This window comes from Chitinophaga qingshengii (assembly GCF_014529935.1).
Taxonomy (GTDB): Bacteria; Bacteroidota; Bacteroidia; order Chitinophagales; family Chitinophagaceae; genus Chitinophaga; species Chitinophaga qingshengii.
In genome coordinates this window covers 633,067-651,351 of sequence record NZ_JACVFC010000001.1, presented here as the reverse complement: position 1 = coordinate 651,351, position 18,285 = coordinate 633,067, and the positions used below count along the sequence as shown (strand labels likewise).

Sequence of the window (18,285 nt, the reverse complement as noted above, 5' to 3'; positions counted from 1 at the left end):
GTTCAAATTAAACAGTAAGCATGTTATGAAACGATTGTTATTATTGGTACTTATCTGCTGGAGTTCAGTGTCCATGGCGCAGATGCAGGCGGCGCAGAAAATCATACCTGACTATACGCATGAAACCCAGGTCAAAAGCACGCCGGTGAAGATATGGCGTGTGATTCGTGATCTGCCGCAGGTAAAAGAATATTCCAATGGCATGATCCGCGAGGTGAATATCCGGACGGTGAACGATACAAAGTTCCGCGACCTCGTTTTCAGCGATGGCCGTAAACGTACCGATGAGATCGAGCAGGTACATGATCAATACAAGTTTTTTGTGTTCCATGTACAGGACCCTTTGCCTGCGGGCATCCGCAAAGCCGTTGTAACGGCGCTGGTAGAGTCGCTGCCGGACAAGGACGATGTATCGGTTGTTCGTTGGAGCATTATTTTAGAGGGAGATAAATCCGGCCGCAAGCCGCTGGTAGAAACCCTCTCCGCCGAAATAGCCAATTATGAAGCGGGATTAAAAAAGATGCTGGAATAGACTTTCATTTAGGGATTTTTTGATTTACGGATTTTGGAATTTCGTGAATAAAAGAGAAGACCGAAGCAAACATCCGCTTCGGTCTTCCCTTTTTTATCCGATTTCATGATCCCCGAAATTCCAAAATCCGTAAATCAAAAAATCCCTAAATAGAAATGGGTTCATTGAGAAATTCATCTATCATGGCAACAGAGAGCTGTGGTACTTTACTACCAGGTTTGGTGGTGACTACCTCTCCAAGGAAGGCGCCATGAAAGCCGGGAAGTATAGCCAGCCGTCCTTTAGGCAGCATTCTGCTCATCGCGATAGCATGTTCGGGCAGTACCACATCCTTTTCGCTGATGATCAGCAGGGTAGGGGCCTGTATAGCACGGATGGCGCTGTCTGGCCAGTCTTTAAAGGCCAGTACCCGGTTGCGGTCCTGGTGATGCATGGCCAGCAGTCCGGCGGAATCGTGGCGGATAGCCAGGTAAGCGTCTTTCAGTTGTTGGGGCATACTGTTGAAATTGGCTTTCTGCATCATATCCCAGAAAGCCGGAGGTAACCCGGCACGTTTATAAAAAGTGGAAATCGCCACAATGCGGCGCACCAGCTGCGGATGGCGGATGGCTATCTGTAAAGCGGTAGAGCCGCCATTGCTGAAGCCAAGGATGTCTGCGGGTGGAATATGCAGCTTCTCCAGCAGTGCCGCTACATCGTCGGCATCCTGTTCAAATGTAGTAGGGCCGGGGCGTCCGCTGGTATGCCCGTGACCTTGCAGTTCTACCGCAATCACCTGGTGATGTTGCGCAAAATCATGCAGTACATTGCCAAAGGTGGTACGGATGGTGGAGCCGCCGCCATGGATCAGTACTAATGGCGTTCCGCTGCCATGTATTTCATAATACATGTTGATACCGTTTACGGTAGCATAGTTACTGACAGAGTCTGTTGTTGGTAAGGACATGGCGCTGCCGGGCATGGCAAGGCCTATGGCCATGGCCAGGAATATGTTTTGTAGCATAAATTGTTGTTTGAATCAGGTAGATTAACGGGCGCCTGCGGGTTGCAGGTGTTCTTCCAGGATATCGAGCATTTGCAGCCAGCTGGGCTCTGCGCCGGTTCGTTTAGCCAATACCGTGCTGACGGTCTGGTGCAGGGTGAATAATGTTTTATCGCCTTGCGGTGTAAACGTTACCGTTAGGGTGGTTTGATCCGGCCAATCGGGGTCCATACCTGCTTCCCGGGAAGTGAGCAGGTTGCCGTTGGCATCTGCGACCTGTAGCGTGCAGACGATTTTCTCCGGACGGGTGATTTCCAGGAAAGTGGTCTTACACCAGCAATCTTTATAGTTGCCGGTTGGATTGCGGATGCAGGAGAGGAAGCCTCCGCCCGGGCGGATGTCCACCTGTGCAAAATGTACTGTGCAACCTTTCGGCGCGTACCAGTGCTGTAGATGTTCTTCGCTGGTCCATGCTTCGAATACCAGTTCCTGCGGCGCGTTGATGATACGGGAGATAAACGTATCCTGACTATTACTGTTTGCCATTTTTTTTATTTTTAGTTTGTAATTCCTGTAGATAATTTTCCATGGAGTCAATGGTTTCATTCCAGTATTTGCGGCATTGTTCCACCCAGGAGGTGACTTCTATCAACCTGTCAATCTTCAGTTCGCAATAACGTTCCCGGCCTTGTTTTTTGATCATGATCAGCCCGCATTCCGTCAGCACTTTAATATGCTGGGAGATAGCCGGCCTGCTGGCGTCGAAGTTATCCGCGATAGCGTTCAGGTTCATTGACTGTCGGGCGATCAGGCTGATGATTTCCCGCCGGGTAGGGTCTGCAATCGCCTGATATATGTCCCTTCTTTTCTCCATTATGTAAGTATTTACTTACAAATATAGGAAATGTAAGTAAATGCTTACAAATATTTTTTAGCTACTGGGAATTACCAGGAGTTTTTTTTATTTTTAACGCATTAAAAGTATTTATTATCCCTATGAACCTTGCCCTTTATCACCCTGTAGCTCCCAGTATACAAACAGCTAAGGAACAAACCGCGCAAAGAACCATCCTGGCCCGGGAGGCTGTCGCCGCCATGAAGCGTTATTTTTTTGTGGATCAATTAAACCAGGAATTGGCGGACAATGAAGAAGCCAAAGATGCCATTGCCACTGTACTGTGCGATTTTGCGCAGGTATCCTGGAATACCGACCGTGACCTGAATAGCGCGATGCAGGCCGTTACCTGGGCACTGGCGCTGAATATATCGGTAGACAAACGCAAACAGGTATGGATATACGAAGAACAGCTGAAAGACCTGTATAAGAAACATGTAGGCATCGATATCTGTCATTTCTGCGCCGCGGCCCCGCACCATCGGAAGAGCAGTATTTTTCAGCCCTTGTACCTGGAGACGGCCCGATCGGCGCGGGTGGTGGACTTTAAGAAGATGAAGGTGGAAGTACCCCGTTGTCAGCGTTGTGAAGGTTTTCACTCCAAAGACGAAGGGCGTACCGGATTAGCGTTTTTAGGCACATTGGTATTGTTTGTTGTCATTGGTTACTTTATGCATGCCATCCTTATCATGGCGGCGTTGGGTTTTGGCGCCGGTTGGGTAGCTACTAAGCTGGTCGGCGGCCGGATAATGAAAGACGATATTGTACGACCTGCCACAAATGAAGTGCTGGCGTTGCATCCTGTGCTGGTGCCATGGATAGAAGATGGCTGGACGCTGGAGAAGCCGGAGCCCTGATTGTTTTTCAGGTTATCTTTGCGTCAAATTGTTTTGCAGGATGGGACCATGGGTGTTTCAGTGTGCGCAATGCGGCGCTAAAAATTATCTGCCGGTATCGGCGATGTTACAACCGGAAATCCGTTGCCGGGGATGTGGGCAATCAACCTCTAATCCGCCCGAAAGGCAGGAACGTGTGCGGAAGCTATTGGCGGAAGATAGATGGTATGCGGATTTCCTGGATTTGATTTTTGCGATGGAAGAGGAGCTGGGTATTGAATATGAGGACGCAGATTTTCCTGAGCCATTTGTTACCTGGCGCGAGCTGTTGATGGTAACATTGCGTCGTGGAGGAACATCGTTGACAGAGGTAATGGTTATTACATGTATGACCCGTCACGCGGATATAACGGTAAAGGATATACGAGATAAAATGGATGAACCGATTAGCCGGTAATTTTATAATAGTCAGGAGAACTAATTATGCTTTTATTTTATTTATTCTATTGAGATCCTTATTGGTGGCTTGTTTCCCTTGTTTTAAACAGGTTATTTGTTAATCTTTTAAATTTTTTTTGAAAAAAATTTGGTGAAATGAAAATCTTATTTATCTTCGCTGAACTTTATCCAAACAGTCTGTGAAACAGTTGTCCCAAAAAGTTTAAATAGCATTGTACCCCTAAATACTATACTTAAACTAGCTATATCCTGAAGTTTTATTTCCATAGGTTTTTTCCGAAAAATATCCCTCCGCTATGGTTACTGGTGTCAGTATCCGAAAAAAGTATCGAGTGCATGTGACAATCTTGTGTAATGTATGATTACACGTAACGGAACTATCGTGCTTATCCCTGGCCGCACTCCTCGTGTTCTTCCAAGTTCAGTAATTAGCTCATCATCTAAAAAGACTTCTTATGAAGAAGAAAGTCCTTTCTGTGACCATGCTGGCCATGGTCTCGTGGATGGGGAAGACTGCTGCGCAGTCGCCGGCAACGGCCACTGCCAACGTTTCCGCGACAGTCGCGGCGCCGGTCTCGCTCCTGAGGATTACGGGTAGTCTGAGTTTTGGCCCTATAGCACCTTCCGGGACAGCTGGTGCTGTAATGCTGGCGCCCAACGGAACCCGTTCTTTTGCAGGCGGAGTATCCGCACTTCCGGGACCAGGTACTGTCAACGCGGCAGTGTTCCAGGTTACAGGCGAAAGTGGTTACTCTTATGCGATTACCTTGCCGGTGTCGGTACCAATGATCAATACCACCAGTGGTGGTCATGAGGTACTGCTGGCTACTAATTTTGTCAGCAATCCGTCGGGAACCGGTGTCCTGACAGGCGGTGTGCAAACGCTGCTGGTAGGCGCCACCCTTCAATTGACAGCACAGGCTGTACCAGGTGTTTACAGTACGGCTACCCCGTTTACGGTAACCGTCAACTATAACTGATCGGCAATTCCAGTAAAACCAAAAAGGCCCCGTACTTCACCTGGGGGAGGGGCCTTTGGTATCCCTATCGGTAACCCGCAAATTATTTGAGAGATGTATGCAACCATGCTTATGAAGCTACTAACCCTGCGTGTGCAGCGGAGATATGAGATAGTCTTTCGCACCGCCTTAATTGTATCCACTTTTTTGATGTATGCGGCCATTGTGCATGCGCAGGGAGACCTGATGATCTATCCTAAAAGGGTGGTATTTGATGGTACCAAAAGAACGCAGGACCTGGGCCTGGCCAATACCGGGACAGACACGGCCACCTACCAGGTATCGTTTGTACAGATCAGGATGAAGGAAGACGGTTCTTTTGAAAACATCGAACAACCTGATTCCGGGCAAAGCTTCGCGAGCAACAATCTCCGTATTTTTCCCCGTACCGTTACCATCGCTCCCAAAGAATCACAAGCGGTGAAACTACAGGTCATCAACACCGGTAGTCTTCCTCCCGGCGAATACAGATCTCATGTCTATTTCAGGGCTGTCCCTCGTCCCATACCTCTCGGTGAAGCACCTCTCCGGCCCAAAGATACCAGTAACATCGAGGTAAAACTGGTGCCGGTCTTCGGTGTCACCATTCCCGTCATCATCCGCGTGGGTGCTGATTCCACTACCACTACCATTACAGAAATGGGTATGGATTTCAACAACCCTAAACAGCCCCAGGTGTCGTTTGCATTGAATCGCAACGGCAACATGTCGGCCTATGGAGATCTGACGATCGATTATATTTCGCCTTCCGGCCAGCGAACGCGCGCCGCCATGGCTAAAGGAGTGGCGGTGTACACACCGCTGAACAAAAGAAAAGTCAAAATAGACCTGGACAACACTTCCAAACTGAACTACCATCAGGGCAAACTGGAAGTGAATTACGAGACTGGAAACGGAAAACCGGTCATGCTCGCCAAACAGGAACTGGTACTGAGATGAATATAACCCTCTTCGCTTAACCCCGTTTGTAATTTCCCGATCATGTGTATGCATATTGTACAGCGCCCGGTAGGGTGGGCTGTAACGGGCATGCTCTGTCTGTTACACTGTTTGCCAGCCCAGGCACAGGTAACCCCCACTATCATCCAGCAACTGAATTTCGGTACGTTTAGCACCGGCCAGGGCGGCGGTTCTATCACCGTCAACGCCGACGGTATGACCACCACCACCGGAGATGTGATCCAGATCGGGAGAGGAGGGATGGCCACGCCGGCAGTCATAGAACTGCAGGCGCCTGTAGGCAGCAGGATTGCCATCCTGGAAACGAACTCCCTGCTGAAAGGCAGCAACGGTAACACGATGTCACTCCGTATCAAAGGCTCAGACCCGGTCATGCCTTTTATTACGAAAACACCCCGGACCAATATCCATATCGGCGGCACATTGACTGTTAACAAATCCGGACAAACGGCTTCAGGAAAATATAACGGACAGGTTTTTATCACTTTTTTAGCAGGAGAATAACCCCCCTGCTGTATTGAGAAACCATGCATCATGAAACATCTTCACGATATGCTCATGCCCGTTCTGCTCGGCGTGCTCTGCATCGCCTCCACTATCGCGGGATGCCCGGGCCGGTGCGCTGCACAAAGCGCAGCGACCGACGAAGAACTGGTAGTGACCGTGGGGATGCAGGAATTGGGAACCGCTGAGATATCCGCCATCATCCGTAACCAGGATGTTTACCTGTCAGTGAGCGACCTGTTCGATTTCCTGCATATCAAAAACAATATCTCCCCTCAGTATGATACCCTGTCGGGATTTATTACCGGAACAGCCGATGAATACCTGATCGAAAAAGCGACGAACACGATTACCTATAACAAAAAAACTTTCACCATGAACACACAAACACTTGTCTGCACACCCTCGGGGTTCTACCTCCGCGCCAACAGCTGGAGCGAAGTGTTCGGGTTGAACTGTGTTTTCCGTTTCCGGGATCTGTTTGTAACGCTGACGACTAAACGCGACTTGCCCGTCATCCGGGAGATGAAACAGCAAAAGCTCCGTGATAATATTAACCGGTTGAAAGGAGAGGAGGTGGCCGATACTATCGTCCGCAACAAAGCGAAGGCTTTCAGCGTGAATGCAGCCGACTGGTCGGTGATGACGACCCGGCAGCAGAATGCCAATACCACCAATGTCAGCCTGTCACTCGGCGGACAGACAGCCGGTGGCGAAACCAACCTGCAACTGAATTATACAGATGGTAACCTGGATCTGCGCAACCAGCAATTTATGTGGCATTATGTGAACAATGATCATCCATTGTTACGGCAGGTTACCGTAGGTAAAATCAATAGTATGGCTATTGCCTCCGTATTGTATCCGTTGGCCGGCGTGCAGTTTACCAACGCACCCACGCTCAACAGGACAGCCTTCGGTACCTACCGGTTGACCGACATCACTACGCCTGGCTGGAAAGTAGAGCTGTACATCAATCATGAACTGATCGACTACCAGCAGGCAGATGCTTCGGGTTTCTTTGCCTTCAATGTGCCCATCATTTACGGCAATACCACTGTTACCCTGCGCTTTTATGGCCCCTGGGGGGAAGTACGTACCGAACAACGGGAAATTATGGTGCCCTTTAATTTTCTGCCTGGCGGTGAAATGGAATATACCCTTACCAGCGGCGTGGTACTCGATGGACAAAGCAGTCGTTACGCGATGGGTGTTGTGCATTACGGCATCACCAAACGTATCACAGTGGGCGCCGGTACGGAATACCTGTCTTCCATTCCGGGAGGGAAACCGATTCCTTTCGCGCACGCAGCCTGGCGGCTGACAGACAATCTCATCTTCAGCGGTGAATACGCTTACCAGGTGAGAAGTAAAGCCTCTCTTTTCTGGCGGCTGCCTTTTGATCTGGAAGTAGAAGCCATGTATCAACGTTATTCCTCAGATCAGCATGCCGTAAAATTTAACTACCTGGAAGAGCGGAAACTGTCGCTGATGCTGCCTATCCGGAAACCCAATTTTTCCTTGTTCTCCCGGCTGACAGTTGACCAGATCACCATGCCGCCGGCGGAACAACAGGCACCCACGTACGAAAAAATACCGATGGATATCCCTATACCATTGATGAAATATACAACGGCGGAATGGGTTACTTCCGGCACTATTGGTGGCGTGAATACCAACCTGACCACCTTCTGTAACTTCCGGAAAGATGCGCCACTGATGGCGTATACCACTCTGGCGCAGACTTACCGGGTTTTCTCCAATATGTTTCTCATGCCACGGCTGCAGTATTCCTATGACAGTCATCAGTTTACCAATGCCCGCGTGGAAGTGGAACGTAATATCCGGCAACGTACGTATGTGCGGCTTTCCGTGGAGAGGGACTTTATTGGTCAGCAGTTTCTGACGGGACTAACATTACGTTACGATTTTAATTTCGCCAAAGCCAGCATGAGCACTGTACTGGCAGGCCGTAACTCTTCCGTATCTGTTGCTGCCGGCGGCAGTCTGATGTATGACCGGGCCAGCAATTACCTGATGACCAGCAACCTGGGTAGTGTAGGACGTGCGCAGTTGACGGTGCTGGCGTTTCTGGACCTCAATGGAAATGGGAAAAGAGATGCCGGGGAACCCAAGCTGGATGGACTTTCTATACAGATCAACGGTGGCATGTCCGTCTTCAGTAAACAGGATACCCTCTATCGTATTTTTAATCTGGAACCCTATCGTAAATATCTGATACGTGTTAACCCCGACGGCTTCAGTTCCATTGCCTGGCAGCTCAAACATACTGCCATCGGTGTAACGGCCCTACCCAACCAGTTCAAGCCGGTAGAGATACCGGTGACCGTTTCCGGAGAAGTATCCGGCATGGTCAGGAACGATCAAAAACAAGGCATGTCCCGTATCCGGGTGAATATCCTGGATAAGGACTGTCAAACTGTGGCCTCTGTGCTCACAGAATCTGACGGTTACTTCAGCTACCTTGGTCTCCGTCCGGGAGCCTATACCTTAAGCCTGGACCCGGCGCAGCTGCAGCGCCTGCATATGACAGCCCAACCCGCTGAGGTAACCGTCTCTATTAAACGAAACCCGGATGGTGATGTTGTTGACGGGTTGTTGTTTAAAATAATTCCGATTCTATCCTCTAACCCTTCGAAATAATAGCTTTTCATTTAGTCAATCAATTATTTAATCATTTTAATTATTTGTTCATTTTTTAAATCCAATTTTTATGAAAAAGGTGTTATCATTAATCGTTATCGCATCAGCCATTTTCGCTGGTAAAGCAGTTGCACAAACATCCGCTACCGCAACAGCCAATGCATTCGCCACTGTTATCACTCCTATTACCCTGACCAAAACACTGGACCTGAATTTCGGTATCCTGGCCGCTTCTGCCACTCCCGGTACCCTGAAAATTACTCCAGCCGGTGTGCGTAGCACAACAGGCGGTGTTTCTACTTTACCGACAACAGGTACTGTTACACCTGCTCTTTTTTCCGTAGCAGGTGAAGATGGTTATTCTTACGCCATCACCCTGCCGCTCATTCCTGTAGTATTGAATAATACTACACATGTTGGCGCATTTATGCTGGCCACCAATTTTGCCAGCTCTCCTTCAGTGATCACCGGTGGATTGCTGACTGGTGGTACTCAGGCGCTGAACGTGGGTGCTACCCTGTATGTAGGTGCCAACCAGACTCCTGGTCAGTACAACAGCCTTCTGCCGTTCCCCGTTACAGTAAACTATAACTAAGCAATTTTGTTGCGGTTGCTAGAAAAAGGGGTTGTCCTGGATAACAGGGCAGCCTCTTTATTTTTATCAGGCGGCCCGGAGGGGTTATTGGCCCAGGGCGCTTTATAGCCCTGGGGAATTATGGGGTGTCTTCTCCTTCCACACGGGGTTGAGATGGAAGATTATTGCATCGCTGTCACTTCCGGTAGCTGCTTGCTCAGGTAACCGATAAATGTCCAGATTTCCATTACTTCATTGATAGGTACTTCAAAGTCATCATATTCCTCATTGAGGGAACGCAGCAACAGTGTGCCTTTTTGTTTGATACGGCTGCTCACGAGTTTAAAGATGATATCTTCTTCTCCGCCTTTCAGTACGAGCACACAGGCCGTATTGTCTTTCAGGTGTGACCAGTCTTCCAGGTATTGGGCGATGATATGGCTGCCATCGGGGATAGGCTGCATAGAGTCGCCGGAGATAGGGAACATACGGATGGTTTTGCCGCGTGGCAGTTCCGGCAGCGAGAACTTTGGCAGGCCGGCGATAAATTCCGGGTCTGCAAATCCGCTGCGATAGCCGGCCTTGGCCCTCGCGGGCACGTATTCCATATTCTCTTCGTTGGATTGGTCCACGGTGATCGGTAAAATACGTATATGCCTGCCTGTTAAGTCGATGGTATTACCGGCTTCCAGTTCCGTTAGTTGTTCTTCGCTGGCTTGTTGCAGGTCTGTTCTGATAAACGTATCAAGATCTACCCGGAAAAAATCGGAGATCAGGACCAGGTCTTCCAACCGTGGATTTCGTGTTTTGCCGCTTTCCTGTGCTGTGATTTTATTTCTGTTGATACCCAGCAGATCGGCCAGATGCTGCTGTGACAGCTTTTTCCGTGTACGTAATGTCCTTAGGTTCCCTGCCCAGAAAGTTGGCTTCTTCATTTTCTTTCCGTTATATTTAAAATAATTTATATTTATAACAAATGGAGACAAATGTAATCATTATTGCTCAACGGTGATAACGGCCGTTACTTAATTCTGCCGCGGTATAAGCAGCGTAAGGCGCTTCCAGCAGCGGATAATCCCAGCAACCCATGCGGTGGTACAGTTCTCCGCCGAAACCGTTTTTGAACTTATAGAGGCCATAGAGGGGATGTTGCGGATCAGGATTAGGAGATACGCCAAAGAAATCATACTCCGTACAGCCCTTACGTTTAGCCCGGCGTATGGCTTCCCATTGCAGCAGATAGGTGCCCATATAGTTGCGGTGCGAATTGGAAGAAGCCCCATATAAATAGGTTCCCCGGTTACCGGCTACCACCAGGAACATTGCTGCCAGCGGTATTCCATCTGCCTCTGCGAGTAACATTTCCACATCGGCAGGAGAGGTGCTTTGATTGGCACGAGCCGTCAGCACTGTCCTGAAATAATTGATATCTTCCTGTACAATACCATTGCGGGCGCACGTTTGTGCGTACAGGTCATACCAGGTGTCTATATTTTCCAGTCCCGCTGCCTTTACGGTAACGCCTTTACGGTTGGCCAGCTGGATATTGTACCGGGTCTTGGTTTTCATGCGGTCCAGCAACAGCTGATCATCTTTCCGCAGGTCCATAAAAATGGTATTAGAGGGCAGTATGTCGGTGTTGGACTTCTTCAGGTTCCAGTTGCGGGTATTATAATTAAAACGCAGTTCCTGCATCTGTTTAGCCGGAGGACCCAGCCAGCTGCCGGTTTCATCGAAATACCGTTCATCACCTGACCAGTGCGATTGCCAGGCCAGATCATAACGGATCATGATACATTTCTGCGGTAGCAATGGTCGCAGGCTCTCCGACAGCTCTTCCAGGAAAACACCCTGGCAGTCAGCATCCGGTTCTATCTCCGGGCCGTAGGGAACGTAGGCGATAGAGTGTTCATCGTTGATCTGACGGAGGATGACGAGTACGTCGCTCGCTGTATAATGAGCGCTATCGGCGCCGGCAAATAAGTCCTGCCGCTGCACCTTAAAATCGAAAGCATAGGTTTCCCAGCCCTGGCGGCGCTTTACCTCCGACCAGTAGGCGGTCTGCTGCAAAATAGCTGTTTTGTTTACCTGTCTGATCTCTTTTTTGCAAATGTCAAGATACATGATGCATCATGGTTAAGTGTAAAAAAAGAAAGCGCTTCATCTCCTGCCGGAAATGAAACGAATAAATAATAACGTTATAAAGTAGAAGGTCCCCGATGTGGCTGTCAGCAGCGCGGGGTCAGTGTATGAAAGTCCTTGAAATTGGAAATGAAGTACAGTTTTTTACAGAAGCAGCAAAAGGAGATAGTCGTAGCTGCAGCCGCTACAGGAGCGGAAAAAGCACGATGCTGCCGGGTGTTGTATGATAAAAACTGTAACATGACGGATGCAAAGTTACAACATTTTCGGGGGAAGGAAAAGCCGATGCATGAATAAGCCCGGAGCAGCAAACCCCGGGCTTAGCTATTATCAATCCAACGCCTGATACACGGCTGTTTTAAATTCGTCGCCAATGCTCCAGTAAGGCGATAGATACTCCTGTGTAAATACCAGTCCTATCAGCCCTTCCTGCGGATCGGCCCAGTAATGCGTATTAAAGGCACCGCCCCAGCTGAAGGTGCCAATTCTGTAAGGCATCAGGTGATCGTTGACAGCTGTTTCCAGGGCAAACCCCAGTCCAAATTGGAACGGTTCCGGTTGTGCAGGAAGGGGAGAAGGGCGTACGCCCGCTTCCAGCTGGTTGGTCAGCATCAGCGCTACGGTAGCGGGACTGATAATCGTCCGTTTATTATACTTGCCTTTGTTCATAAAAACAGACAGGAATTTGGCATAATCTGCGGTGGTGGACACCAGTCCGGCGCCGCCGGAGAGGTAAGTCCCTTGCCGGTTTGGGAACAGCGGGTCTACGCCTTCATACAGCGGATGCGTTACCGGCAGCATTTTTCCGTTCACCTCTTCATAAAGTGTTACTAACTTTTGTTGTTTGGCTGCCGGCAGATGGAAATAGGTGTCCTGCATATCCAGCGGTTTAAATACCCGTTGTTGCAGGAATACATCGAGTGGCTGGCCGCTCCATATTTCGATGAGATAGCCCAGCAGATCGGTGTTAAGCCCATAGGTAAAAGCTTGTCCGGGGTCGTGCATGAGTGGTTGCTGCGCCAGCAGTGTCATCTTCGTTTTCAGGTCAGACGCCATGGTGCCGATACCGCTTACCACACCGGCTTTCGCGTAGATCGCCTGCATTTGCGGATCGCTGAATACAGCAGCGTAGGCGATGCCGGAGGTATGACGCAGCAGGTCGCGCACGGTGATTTCCCGGCTGGCCGGACGGGTAGTATAGCTACTGTCCTGTGGGTTGAAAGACACTTTCACCCGAGGGGTTTTGAAAGCCGGGATGTACATGGACACCGGATCATCCAGCTGGAATTTCCCTTCTTCCCACAGTATCATCACTCCCAGGCTGGTAACAGCTTTGGTCTGGGAAGCGATGCGGAAGATATTGTCTGTTTGCATGGGTTTGTGCGAAGCCACGTCGGCATAGCCATAGGCTTTATTGTATACGATCTGTCCGTGGCGCATTACCAGTACGGTAGCTCCGGGTATATGTCCTGCGTGGATATGGCGGTTGATAACGTCGTCGATGCGGGAAGTTCTTTGGGTATCCAGGCCTTGCCGGGCATAGGTTGTACCGGTCATTGCCAGGATGGCAATAACACTCAATATATACTTTTTCATGATGGTAGATTGTTACTTTTTGTGTTTGATGACACAAAGATGAGGCAGTTGTTGGTATAAATAAAATAGGATAAATTATATCAAACTATAAATATTTTTATAAATTTGGGTATGGTTAATTTTGAATGGTTTCGCACTTTTAAAGCGATTTATCAGACGGGCACCCTGACGGGGGCCGCGCAGGAACTGTTGATTTCGCAGCCTAATGTTAGTCAGCACCTGGCGGGACTGGAAGCCTATATCTGTCATCCGTTATTTGAAAGGCAGCCCCGGCGCATGGTACCTACCGATTACGGTAAGCTGTTGTATACACAAATCATAGAAGCGGTAGAGAAACTGGAAAGTGTGGAAACAGATTTCCGCAATGCCTGTGCACAGGATGTTCCGTTGACCTGCATTGGTGCGCCGAAAGCGTTTTTTCAGGCGTTGATAGCACCGCGCATCAGTCAGTCGGAGGCTAATTTTATCTTCGAGTTTGATCATGCCAAACCCTTGCTGGAGAAGGTGATCAGGGGAGATATGTATTTTACGCTGACCACCACTGTCGGGCAGGAAAAGAATATCGTATATGAGCCGGTGTTAGCCGAGCAGTATATATTGGTGGCTAATATTGGATTGGATGATACTTCTCTCCGTAAAGCCATCCGTAAAAAGGATATGGCAGCAGCAGAAGCCTGGCTGCAGGGGCAAACCTGGTATGCCTACAGCAGTGATCTGGCTGCCGGCCGCCGTTTCTGGCAGGAGAATTTCCAGAAGCGTCCGCAGATAAAGCCCCGCTTTGTGATTCCGGATGATGACAGTGTTCTCAAGTCCCTGGCTGCCGGCGAAGGGGTGGCGATCGTAGCAGATTATCTGGCGAAAGGCTATCTGCAAAAAAAAGAATTAAAACAACTGTGGGCAGATGCGAAAGCGCCTGGTAATATGATTTACCTGGCCTATGATAAAACACGTGTTACTACACCGCAATTAAAGCAGGTACGGGACCTGTTGCAATTGTAAAACGGAATGGTTATGTTTAATGACCATCAAACAATATGCTTATGTACCGTCTTTTATGGCTAACGGTGGCGTATATACTGTTTTCCGTTACTTCCTTTGCCCAAACAAATGCACAGCGGGCGGATTTGTTACAGGCAGCCGTGGACCGGCATCTGTATGAGCCGCGTACCGGTCTTTATATCCAGACCAGCGATCCCGCAAAAAATCATAATCTGCATGCAGACCTGTGGGGGCTTTGCGCGCTGGTGCAGGCGGCCAATGAGATGGAGCAGCTGCATCCGCAGAAAAGATACCTGAAGCCGGTTGTAGCTGCTATTGATCAGTATTATGATCCGATACCGCCGGCGCCGGGGTATGCTTCATATGTGGTTAAAGAGCGGAGGGAGGACCGTTATTATGACGACAACCAATGGATCGGTATCGCCTACCTGGATGCGTGGGCCCGTACCAAACAGCGTTCATACCTGGATAAGGGTACGGAGATCTATCGTTTTATGATGACCGGCTACGATACGATCAGTGGTGGCGGATTATATTGGAAAGAAGGGGATAAGCGCACCAAAAATACCTGTTCCAACGGACCGGGCATTTTGCTGGCATTGCAGCTGTATGAAGCCACGCAGCGCAAAGACTATCTGGATACGGCTTTGCTGTTGTATCAGTGGACCAACCGGCATCTGCGGAATGCTGATGGTGTATATTGGGATGCCATCAAACCGCAGCAGAACAACCGCATCGATTCTGCTACGTATACCTATAACAGTGGTACCATGCTCGAAGCCAATGTGAAACTGTATCGTATCACCAAACAACCGCAGTACCTGAAGGAAGCGCAGCAGATTGCTGCCGGTGCCTATCAGCATTTCTACCGGGAAGGGCGGTTTCATTCCTCGTATTGGTTTAATGCCGTGTTACTGCGGGGATATCTGGCGTTGTATAAAGAAGATAAGGTCCGGAAGTATGTGGATGCCATGCAGGCCTATGCCGATAAAGTTTGGGAAGAAGACCGGGACCGGGCTACCCAGATGCTGGGCAAACGGCCGGAGAAGGAGTTGCTGGGCCAGGCCGGTATGATGGAGATTTATGCCCGGTTGGCCACTATTCAATAATAAGCCGCACCGGTAAACACCGGCGCGGCTTTCCCTGTTGTTGTTGTATGATTAAAATCTGGTGACTAAAGCGATGCCCTGGTATTCATTCAGGGCATTTTCATCGAGGAACACCACGTTACCGCCTTTGTTGAGTACGGTGTCGATCACGGGCAGGGTTATGTCCGTAGAGCCGTTGCCGTTACTCAGGCTAATGGTGCCGTTATCGATGTGACCGACAGGGAGGTAGGTTTGCTCCAGGTAGAGCGTGTCTGCCTGCCCGTTTTCAGCCGCTGTATAAATATCGTTCAGGTCTACCAGCAGGCGTTGTGCAGACTGTGCGCTGCTGATGGCCTGCAAGGCAGTGTCCTGTTTACCTGCGATGTGTTGTTGAATCAGGGGGAACGTAATTTTAGCGATCTCCGGATCGGAGGTGTCATCAAAACTGCCATGATGGGTACCTACCACCAATCCTTTTATATCCATCTGTTCCTGATAGAAGACAAGATTTCGTTCTTCCCCCAGTAAAACCACCGGCAGGGGATTCTCTTCGTAATATTTTTTAAATCGTTTATCCGCCGTGTTGAAAAATTCTTTCAGCAGGTTATCCATGACCAGGTCCTGTTGCAGGCGCATGGGATCGGTGGTATAAAAGCTGTTGTGATAGGGGAAGTCAGCGTTTTTGACTTCGTATAGTATTTTATCATTAAATGCTTCCAGCAGCCGTATGAGGTGGCGGGAAACAGAGAGTATGAAGTAGTGTTCGCTTTGTTGAATGGCTTTGAGCAAGGGGCGTATCTCGAAGCGGTCGCCCACCACGTAGCGGTCGGTAGTAGCAATGGGCAGCCGGTATACCTCAATAAAATCGCCGCTGGCGAAAATAGCCAGGGTATCGAGGTTGTAATCATGATTGATGGTGCTTTCCAGCTCTCTGATTTTATTGAGTACGGGCCATACAGTCCGTTTTTCATATTGTTCGTAGAGTTGCTTTTCCACCGTTGTGATAAGGTTCTTGAGGTGGATACTGTCCTGCTTGTTATCCGGAAAAGTGCGATGCGTAGATAGCAGGATGGTAACGGCCGGCGCGCCGGTGTACTGGCTTAGTTTGATCAGTGCTTGTTCCATAGTGTCCTCGTTTTTCTGGTGTTTAAACACTCGTTGATGGGTAATGTTTATCGCATCACCATACAAAAGTGCAAGGAAAAAGTCACCTGAAAAATGACAAGGATCAGTTGGCCGTCTGATGTTCGTCAGCTTGCTGACGTCCTTTGGCGGTAAGGTAAGGGTAGAACTGGTTAAACAGCACCTGGCCGTAGTACTGCACGGCTTTTTTGCCTTTGAGGCCCATTTTTATTTCATTGTGCGACAGGGCAAAGTCGGCCATAATATATTGCTGCGTGACGAGGTTTTTCCAGATATAGGGAGGAATGTCATCGCGGAAGATGCCTTCTTTGATGAGGGTGTTGAATACCAAAAGGAGTTGTTCCTCCCGGCTTTTATCCCAGCTGTTATAAAATATTTTCACTTCCGGTACGCGGCGGGTGACTTCCACGAATTGGAGGAAAATAAAGCGGTAATGCCAGATCTGTTCGATGAGTACTTCTACCCAGGTGCGAAAATGATGGAAGGTGATGTGTTCCATATTTTCCTGTTGCGCAAAAAGGCGGGAAAAGCCTTCGTTCAGCTCTTTGAACAATACCAGAATAATTTCATTGGTGTTTTTATAGTGGTATTGGAGGTTACCATGGCTGATATCCAGTTCCTTGGCGATATGCCGTATGGTGATGGTATCGATGCCCTGTTCGTTGAACAGTTTAAGGGCTGCGTTCCGTATTTTTTCTTTTGTATCTATCATTAGTACAAATGTACTATTTTATTATTTTATCTATTCATTATGACTTAATATTACATAATTCCTTAATTTTAAGTTTTTCATTATTTTTCAGGGACGGGAGATATTTCCGTCGGTGTATAAACTATCCTATTTGCCTATGCGGCTGTTGTTGTTCCTACTATTTGCCTTTGTGCAGCTGACTGTCTGTGGACAGTCGGCGCCGCCGACGGCAAAAAAGGGGAACCGTGCTACGGAGTTCCAGATGAAAGCGGGGAGTTACCTGGCCTTTGCACAGGTGAACCTGAGTATGGGAGAAATCGGTTTCCAGGTGGAAGTCGCCTGTGAGCATAAAAAAAGTGGTTCCAAACTAGAGTTCCGTATAGACAAACCCAAAGGCAAAATTATCGGTACACTCGACATCCCTTACACCGGCGATAGTACTTACGCCCTCAAACTGACCGGTAACCTGCGCCATGCAGAAGGTGTACACGATTTATACCTCGTAGCCAAAGGGGGCGTGGCTTTCAGTGTTACCTCCTTCCGGTTTATCCACAATTATTAGTATATACTTTCCCGTTAGTCTGAAAAAAAATTGACTTTTTGTTTGGAGAAATGAAATGAGTGCTTATCTTTGCGCTCCCTGATCACAATATCAGTTGCCCAGATGGCGAAATTGGTAGACGCACTGTGTTCAGGTCGCAGCGCCTGCAAGGGTGTGCTGGTTCGAATCCAGTTCTGGGCACACAGGAAGGTTGTAAGTCTTTGGCTTACAACCTTTTTTGTTTTTACAAATATCGAAAAATATTTTACCAGACTACCAGGAAGGATCCATCCAGATCTTCGGGAACAACTTTATAAACAATAATAACATCTCCTGTAACCGCATGGGTAAATGTTAACACGTCACCTGCCTGTACCTCTACATCTTTATACCAGATATTCTTAGTTACACCGACAGCACCGGTGTTATTGTTTATCACCTTATATGTTTTGGTGTTTAATGGAAAAGTCGTGGCAAGTGGCTGGAGTCCTACCGACTGATGGGTACGCGTCCTGAAAGTACTTTTGTTTACTTTCGCTCCGTCAGTAGCTTCTGCAACCGGCTTTTGAACAAGGAGGATTGTAAAAAGAAGAAGGATAAAACAACATACTTTTTTCATACAAATGAAGGTTAAAATGAGTGAAGAATATTCCTCATCAG

Annotated in this window: 20 protein-coding genes and 1 tRNA gene; 12 read left to right on the top strand and 9 right to left on the bottom strand. The window is 48.6% G+C overall.

Features of this window, described 5'->3' with window-relative positions; translation table 11 throughout:
- Window positions 1–25 precede the first annotated feature (25 nt).
- Entirely contained in the window at window positions 26–532 is a 507-nt protein-coding gene (locus ICL07_RS02290; protein WP_188086328.1) for an SRPBCC family protein, read from the top strand.
- Window positions 533–677: 145 nt separating this feature from the next.
- Here ICL07_RS02290 and ICL07_RS02285 read toward each other — a convergent pair whose 3' ends face one another.
- Genes ICL07_RS02285 through ICL07_RS02275 form a run of 3 tightly spaced genes read right to left on the bottom strand, consistent with a single transcriptional unit; the run spans window position 678 to window position 2,388 of the window.
- Window positions 678–1,535, bottom strand: a complete 858-nt coding sequence (locus ICL07_RS02285; RefSeq protein ID WP_188086327.1) for an alpha/beta fold hydrolase — start codon at window positions 1,533–1,535, stop codon at window positions 678–680.
- A 24-nt stretch (window positions 1,536–1,559) separates the two neighbouring features.
- The gene (locus tag ICL07_RS02280) at window positions 1,560–2,060 is read right to left on the bottom strand and encodes an SRPBCC domain-containing protein (RefSeq protein WP_188086326.1); all 501 of its coding nucleotides are present in this window, start codon (window positions 2,058–2,060) and stop codon (window positions 1,560–1,562) included.
- The gene (locus ICL07_RS02275) at window positions 2,047–2,388 is read right to left on the bottom strand and encodes an ArsR/SmtB family transcription factor (protein ID WP_188086325.1); all 342 of its coding nucleotides are present in this window, start codon (window positions 2,386–2,388) and stop codon (window positions 2,047–2,049) included. Before ICL07_RS02275 ends, ICL07_RS02280 begins: the two co-directional genes overlap by 14 nt.
- A gap of 122 nt (window positions 2,389–2,510) precedes the next feature.
- Between ICL07_RS02275 and ICL07_RS02270 the strand changes: the two genes are divergently transcribed.
- The 7 genes from ICL07_RS02270 (at window position 2,511) to ICL07_RS02240 (ending at window position 9,446) form a co-directional block, all read left to right on the top strand.
- Window positions 2,511–3,266 (top strand): hypothetical protein, encoded by a 756-nt coding sequence (locus tag ICL07_RS02270; RefSeq protein ID WP_188086324.1) that lies wholly within the window; start codon window positions 2,511–2,513, stop codon window positions 3,264–3,266.
- Window positions 3,267–3,306: 40 nt separating this feature from the next.
- Entirely contained in the window at window positions 3,307–3,702 is a 396-nt protein-coding gene (locus ICL07_RS02265) for a hypothetical protein (protein ID WP_188086323.1), read from the top strand.
- Between the two features lie 457 nt (window positions 3,703–4,159).
- Window positions 4,160–4,684 carry a DUF4402 domain-containing protein gene (locus ICL07_RS02260; RefSeq protein WP_188086322.1) on the top strand — a complete coding sequence of 175 codons (525 nt, stop codon included), beginning with the start codon at window positions 4,160–4,162 and terminating at the stop codon, window positions 4,682–4,684.
- A gap of 111 nt (window positions 4,685–4,795) precedes the next feature.
- Window positions 4,796–5,662, top strand: a complete 867-nt coding sequence (locus tag ICL07_RS02255) for a fimbrial biogenesis chaperone (RefSeq protein ID WP_188086321.1) — start codon at window positions 4,796–4,798, stop codon at window positions 5,660–5,662.
- A 42-nt stretch (window positions 5,663–5,704) separates the two neighbouring features.
- Window positions 5,705–6,187, top strand: coding sequence for a DUF4402 domain-containing protein (locus ICL07_RS02250; RefSeq protein WP_188086320.1), 483 nt, complete (start codon window positions 5,705–5,707; stop codon window positions 6,185–6,187).
- A gap of 30 nt (window positions 6,188–6,217) precedes the next feature.
- Window positions 6,218–8,851, top strand: a complete 2,634-nt coding sequence (locus ICL07_RS02245) for a carboxypeptidase-like regulatory domain-containing protein (RefSeq protein ID WP_188086319.1) — start codon at window positions 6,218–6,220, stop codon at window positions 8,849–8,851.
- A 70-nt stretch (window positions 8,852–8,921) separates the two neighbouring features.
- On the top strand, window positions 8,922–9,446 hold the full coding sequence (locus ICL07_RS02240) for a DUF4402 domain-containing protein (RefSeq protein ID WP_188086318.1): 525 nt from the start codon (window positions 8,922–8,924) through the stop codon (window positions 9,444–9,446).
- Window positions 9,447–9,607: 161 nt separating this feature from the next.
- On the opposite strand, the gene ICL07_RS02235 is transcribed toward ICL07_RS02240, so the two are convergent.
- The 3 genes from ICL07_RS02235 to ICL07_RS02225 form a co-directional block, all read right to left on the bottom strand.
- Complete coding sequence (locus tag ICL07_RS02235) at window positions 9,608–10,360, bottom strand: XRE family transcriptional regulator (RefSeq protein ID WP_188086317.1); 753 nt, start codon at window positions 10,358–10,360, stop codon at window positions 9,608–9,610.
- 67 nt (window positions 10,361–10,427) lie between these two features.
- Window positions 10,428–11,549: a lipid II:glycine glycyltransferase FemX gene (locus ICL07_RS02230; RefSeq protein WP_188086316.1), complete on the bottom strand. Its 1,122-nt coding sequence runs from the start codon at window positions 11,547–11,549 to the stop codon at window positions 10,428–10,430.
- A 348-nt stretch (window positions 11,550–11,897) separates the two neighbouring features.
- On the bottom strand, window positions 11,898–13,163 hold the full coding sequence (locus tag ICL07_RS02225) for a serine hydrolase domain-containing protein (protein WP_188086315.1): 1,266 nt from the start codon (window positions 13,161–13,163) through the stop codon (window positions 11,898–11,900).
- Between the two features lie 111 nt (window positions 13,164–13,274).
- Here ICL07_RS02225 and ICL07_RS02220 point away from each other — a divergent pair, with 111 nt between their 5' ends.
- Together ICL07_RS02220 and ICL07_RS02215 are read left to right on the top strand one after the other, a co-directional pair.
- Window positions 13,275–14,162, top strand: coding sequence for a LysR family transcriptional regulator (locus ICL07_RS02220; protein WP_188086314.1), 888 nt, complete (start codon window positions 13,275–13,277; stop codon window positions 14,160–14,162).
- A 41-nt stretch (window positions 14,163–14,203) separates the two neighbouring features.
- Complete coding sequence (locus tag ICL07_RS02215) at window positions 14,204–15,271, top strand: glycoside hydrolase family 76 protein (RefSeq protein ID WP_188086313.1); 1,068 nt, start codon at window positions 14,204–14,206, stop codon at window positions 15,269–15,271.
- A gap of 51 nt (window positions 15,272–15,322) precedes the next feature.
- Here the strand turns inward: ICL07_RS02215 and ICL07_RS02210 are convergent, their stop codons facing one another.
- Window positions 15,323–16,375: a baeRF3 domain-containing protein gene (locus ICL07_RS02210; protein ID WP_188086312.1), complete on the bottom strand. Its 1,053-nt coding sequence runs from the start codon at window positions 16,373–16,375 to the stop codon at window positions 15,323–15,325.
- A gap of 103 nt (window positions 16,376–16,478) precedes the next feature.
- Window positions 16,479–17,105, bottom strand: coding sequence for a TetR/AcrR family transcriptional regulator (locus tag ICL07_RS02205; RefSeq protein ID WP_188086311.1), 627 nt, complete (start codon window positions 17,103–17,105; stop codon window positions 16,479–16,481).
- Window positions 17,106–17,241: 136 nt separating this feature from the next.
- Between ICL07_RS02205 and ICL07_RS02200 the strand changes: the two genes are divergently transcribed.
- The gene (locus ICL07_RS02200) at window positions 17,242–17,646 is read left to right on the top strand and encodes a carbohydrate-binding protein (protein WP_188086310.1); all 405 of its coding nucleotides are present in this window, start codon (window positions 17,242–17,244) and stop codon (window positions 17,644–17,646) included.
- Between the two features lie 96 nt (window positions 17,647–17,742).
- Window positions 17,743–17,826, top strand: a tRNA-Leu gene (locus ICL07_RS02195).
- Window positions 17,827–17,890: 64 nt separating this feature from the next.
- On the opposite strand, the gene ICL07_RS02190 is transcribed toward ICL07_RS02195, so the two are convergent.
- Window positions 17,891–18,244, bottom strand: coding sequence for a hypothetical protein (locus ICL07_RS02190; RefSeq protein ID WP_188086309.1), 354 nt, complete (start codon window positions 18,242–18,244; stop codon window positions 17,891–17,893).
- Window positions 18,245–18,285: the final 41 nt, after the last annotated feature.